The sequence below is a fragment of the Novosphingobium naphthalenivorans NBRC 102051 genome (assembly GCF_001590985.1).
Classification (GTDB): Bacteria; Pseudomonadota; Alphaproteobacteria; order Sphingomonadales; family Sphingomonadaceae; genus Novosphingobium; species Novosphingobium naphthalenivorans.
On the sequence record NZ_BCTX01000152.1, the window covers coordinates 1 to 4958 of the forward strand.

General features: G+C 62.4%; 4 protein-coding genes. 1 reads left to right on the forward strand and 3 read right to left on the reverse strand.

What is annotated here, in order from left to right:
* Together NN5_RS24060 and NN5_RS24065 are read right to left on the reverse strand one after the other, a co-directional pair.
* The coding region (locus tag NN5_RS24060; RefSeq protein ID WP_067739131.1) for an ArdC family protein at positions 1-713 on the reverse strand (713 nt) is incomplete at its 3' end.
* Between the two features lie 81 nt (positions 714-794).
* Positions 795-2909 carry a ParB/RepB/Spo0J family partition protein gene (locus NN5_RS24065; protein ID WP_020819396.1) on the reverse strand — a complete coding sequence of 705 codons (2115 nt, stop codon included), beginning with the start codon at positions 2907-2909 and terminating at the stop codon, positions 795-797.
* 152 nt (positions 2910-3061) lie between these two features.
* Between NN5_RS24065 and NN5_RS24070 the strand changes: the two genes are divergently transcribed.
* Entirely contained in the window at positions 3062-3928 is an 867-nt protein-coding gene (locus NN5_RS24070) for an arginase family protein (RefSeq protein ID WP_021222983.1), read from the forward strand.
* Positions 3929-4132: 204 nt separating this feature from the next.
* Here the strand turns inward: NN5_RS24070 and NN5_RS24075 are convergent, their stop codons facing one another.
* Positions 4133-4744: a PAS domain-containing protein gene (locus NN5_RS24075; protein WP_020819394.1), complete on the reverse strand. Its 612-nt coding sequence runs from the start codon at positions 4742-4744 to the stop codon at positions 4133-4135.
* Positions 4745-4958 lie beyond the last annotated feature (214 nt).

The following is a 4958-nucleotide window of genomic DNA, read 5'->3' on the forward strand; positions in this document are numbered from 1 at the left end:
AAGGCGACCAGTTCTTCGAACGCATAGGCCTTGTCGCCGAAGCGCTTGCCGAAGGTCCGTGCGAGTCGGCTGGAATGGCCCGACCAGTGAACCGTCTCGTGGCAACGCGTGGACGCATAGTGATCCATGCTGCGGAAGGCCGTTCGGTTCGGCAGCTGGATATGATCGAAGGTCGGTGTGAAGTAGGCTTGGTTTCCGCCATGGCGAACGTCGGCAGGGATTCCCGTGAAGAAGGCGTCGATCGCCGCCTGCCGCTCGGACGGGATCAGAGGCTGCTCCGGTTCGTCAGAGGGGTAGAAATAGGCTGGAAGACCGTCGATCTGATCGGCGTTGAACACGATGTAATGGCGCAGGAACCGGATGCTCCGCTCCACTTGCTTGCCGGTTTCGGGGTGCTCCTCACGCTTCTTGAACGAGGAATAATAAACCGAAAGCGCGCCGGTTTGACCCTTGCGGACGTGCCCGCCTAGCGTTTCCGCCTGGCGCCAGGTCATCCAGTAACGCGAACGATAACCCTGGGCATCGCCGAGCGCCCAGAGATAAAGCGTATTGATGCCCTGATACGGCGTGCCGCAATGACGCAGCGGGCGTCCGCCCGCCCCGTTCAGCCGCCAGGGCCTCGACCAGGGCGGAACACCCTCCTCGAGCTTGCGGATGATGAGGTCGGTGATTTCGGCGGCGACATCGCGGCTCGTGCGTTTCGCAAGGGACATGGCGCTTCTCCGTGCGGAAGGGGAAAAGGCCGCCGGCACGGGACCACGCGCCGGCGGCAAGGCATCCAGGAGAAAGCGGCGTCAGGCCGCGAGAGCGTCCTGATCGGGCGATTCCGCTTCGATTTCGCAGGCACCGGACACTGTCTCGTCGACGCCAGCCACGCCAACCTCTTCGGCATCCTCGGGCTCGACGATCGCCTGCTCTTCAGGATCGCCTTCGGCGGGTTCGAGATCGTCCGCCTCGGTCTTGTCGAGGAAGCGCATGGCGTCGGGCACCCAGGCAAGCGCCGCGTCCCGGACCTCGGGCTCGACGATCGCTTCGCCCGCGAAGAGCTTCGCGCACGATTCCGAGATCTCCGACTTCTTCATCGTCGCGTGGCGCGCGGTCAGCGCCGCGCCGCCGACATCGGCGAGCAGCGTCAGGATCGAGCCCTTGCTGATGCGGTCGAAGAAGTTCTCGGATGTCGGCCGCCACCAGCTTGCGACATCGACATCCATGATCGTCGCCAACCGGTTGTGGAGCGGACACTGCTCGGCGCGGTAGCTCGCCTTCGCTTCGAGCGACATCGCCACGATGTAGGCGAGCCAGGCCGCCTTGCTGTCGTCGTCGAGCGCCCGGAACGCCTCGAACCGGTCGACCTCGGACTTGTGCTCCAGCCAACTCGCATCGAGCCCGTCATGGGCTTCGGCGAGATAGCCCCGCGCGCGGGTCGTCGGCTGGTCGCCACTCACCGGATCCTGCGGCGAGCGAGCGCGAATGGTCGAGCCATAGGCGCTGAACGTGCTGGCGCGATCGTCAATCATGACGAAGAGCGCATAGTCGAGCGCCAGGGCCGGATGGCTGAGCAGGGTCGCTGCGAGCACGTCGCGCCGCTGCATCGCCAGCTCATCGTAGAGCCGGGCGCTGAGCGGCTTGCCGCCCGGGGCGATCGCTTCGGGCGGCGGAGCAGGCGGCGTGTAGCTGCCGCCCGGGCCGGTCGAACCGCCACCGCCGGCACCATCGCCGTGGTCGTCCTCGCCGTTTTCATCAGCGCCGCCGATGCTGACCGGTTCCTCGCTATAATATTCGGTGTCGAGGACCATCTCGCCTCTGGGCGTCAGCTTGAGAAACGCGCCGACGAGCGGCTTGATCTCGTCAGGCAGCACCGGCGGGATGTTGTGGAGCGCGTGTTCTTCCTCGGACAGGGCATCATATTCCTGGTCGAGCGCCTTGTAGGCATCCTCATCGATGGTCTCGTCATCCATCTCCTCGGCGATGGCTTCCTGCCGCTGTGCAATCGCATCGAGGCGGGCCAGCTGCGCCTCGGTGAAATCAGGCTGCGGCAGGATCACCCGGTAGAGGCCGGTCGCCGCGCTATGCGTGTAGTTCGACGCAATCGGCCGGATCCAGGCGAGACCGAGTTCCTCGCCGATCCGCTTGGCTTCCGCTTCCATGATGTCCGCGGCGAGCCGCTGCGCGATCTCGGGGTTCACCCACTTGTCGCCGCTGTCGCTGAAAAGGTCGCGGTCGATCTTGCCGCCAGCCTCGGCATAGCGGTCCTCGCCGACCAGGATCGCGACCGGATCGGTCGACTTCATCGTTTCGTTGGCGATGACGCGGCGGATAGTGTCGGCATTGGCATAGCTGGTGCCGTAGCTGTTCCAGACGAGAAGCTGCTTCTCCTGGTTTTCGGTCGAGGCATAGGCCTTGGCGACGTCCAGCGTGATGGTGCCTTCGCTCAGCGCCTCGAAGATGGGCTCGGCCAGGGTCGCGAGCCGCAGGCGGCCCTCGACGAACCGACGGGTGAGGCCGAAGCGCTTGGCGACACCGTCGATATCATTATTGAGACCGATGAAATACTGGAACGCGCGGCATTCCTCGGCAGGCGTCATCTTGAGCTGATGGAAGTTGGCCGCGGTCGAGGTCTCGGACAGGGTCGCCTCGTCGCCGACGAGAACCTTGACGGGAACATCGTAGGTTTCAGGGTCGATGGTGCCGCGCTCGGCGAGCATGAGCAGACCGCGCAGGCGGCGACCGCCATCGAAGACCTCGAAAGTGCCGCGCGGCTTTTTCACAGGCGTGACGAGCAGGTTCTGGAGTACGCCGCGAGCTTCGAGATCGGCGGCCATCTGCGGTATTTCCAGCAGGTCGTCGGGCCGCCTGCGGACATTGATGGGAGAAAGCGTAAGCTTCGAGAGCTTAACGGTCGTGGTCATCGGAGGAACTCCTTCTGGCATCCGGATCAGCCCGGACACCAGCATCACTCCCCCTTCCCTCTCGAACCCCGGGGCGCCCCGTGGGCGTGGCTTTTTTCCGCCGGACAACCTACATTGTCTTCTCTTCCGGCCTCGAAAGAATATGATCTGCGGTGACCTCCACGACGCTCCGTTTGAACATGCCGCAATGGCAGGGTGGCGATGAACCCGCCTATAGCTTTGGTTCCGAATTGTTGCGCTGGCTTGCCCCGCCGCATGACGGCCCCGAGGAAACCGTGGCGGTTCCGGAACCGGACGGAAGCTCCCCGCCGGTTAGCCGTGGCATCAAGTGGTGCGCCGCCCTCTTGTCTCAAGCAAGAGCGGCGCGCGAAGCCATCGAGCGGCATGCGCCCGATCGGATCGTGACGCTTGGCGGCGACTGCCTGGTCGATCTTGCGCCGATGGCGTATCTAAGCCGCAGATATGGTGAAAAGCTGGGCGTTCTCTGGCTCGATGCCCATCCCGACGTGATGAGCGCTGCCGAGTTTTCGCACGCCCATGCCCATGTGCTTGCCCTGCTGCTTGGCCGGGGCGACGAGGCTTTCACGGCAGAAGTGCCCCGCAAGCTGGACGCCCGGCGTGTGATGATCGCCGGCATGCAGGGATGGAACGCGGATGAAGACCTGATCCTGAAGGAACTGGGCATCCGGCATATCCCGCCAGCCGTCCTTGCTGACAGCAGCCGGCCGATCCTCGACTGGATCGAGACCGAGGGAATCACGCATCTTGCGGTACATTTCGACCTCGATGTCCTCGATCCGGCTCATTTTTCTCCGCTGCTGTTCAACAGGCCGGGCATGCCGGAGGGGGCCTTCGATGGAATAGAGCAAGGCCGTATGCAGCTGGACCAGGTGGTGCGCCTGTTGAAAGAGATCGGCGCGGCAGTGGATATGGTTGGCCTTGCCATCGCCGAACATCTGCCATGGGACATGCTGCGCCTGAGAAACAGCCTTGCCGAGTTACCCATCATGAAATCATGAAACTCACTGTGGGCTGAAACCGCCCCGAGTTTCGGAATACCAATGGCGCACCACTCGCGAAGCTATCCTCGCCGCTTTGGACACGCCCTCCCCCCGATCTCGAGGTAAACGTCGTCACCGCTACGCGATGCTTCACAATCTGAATGTGACGGACTTCTCCTGTGAGAGCGGCGCTGACCGCCGATGAGACGTCATTAGAGGGTGTCAATGACCAACGAAACCCGCAGTGCCGACTGTTTCGGTGACATCTCGTGCTTGATGCAGAATGCACACCAGCTGCGCTTCGTCATTCAGGATCGGAACGGACACCGTCTGCCAATAGCGCTCGAGAAACCGGCCATCGGAACCCCGCAGGTCATAGCGCTGTGCTTTCATGGCATGCTGGCGCCGTCCCTGTGCCGCGATGCGGATGGAATCAAACAAGCCTGCGACGCCGGTTGCATCCTCAAGATCCGGATTATCCGGAAAGACGTCAAAGAGCCTTTCTCCGGCCACTCTGCTGCGCTCGGTATAGGTGATGGCAGTATGCGCATCGTTGACGTCGAGGATTCGCATACCAGCCCTCGGATCGATGATCATCGTAGGCTGGGTAGAGGTCTCCGTCAGGCGTTGAAAAAGGCTCCGATCACATGATGATAGCGCGCCAAATTCAATAGGATATCTCTGCACGCCAAGTGCGGCGGCGTTGAGCAATGCAAGCTCGCGTTGAATTGAACGGATCTGCTGCAGCAGATAGCTGCGCTCGGTGTCGGCAACGTCTGCGCCCAGGCAGGCCCTGAATTTCTTCAAGTTTTCGTGCAGGATGAAGCGTTGCACATTACCCCCTAAGGTTTCAATTGTGCCTCGGATCTATGAACTTCTCCGGTCCCGAGAAGTTTCCCCGACTCGCTGGCATCTGCAACGCAATAAATACACTGAATGACCTCTGAGCACAGGAACGTCTCCGAGCCATAGTGGGTAAAGGATGACCACATGATTCGCCCAGCGAATGTCTGTCTGGGCCTTGTGAATGGCGGCGGCGGGCGCATTG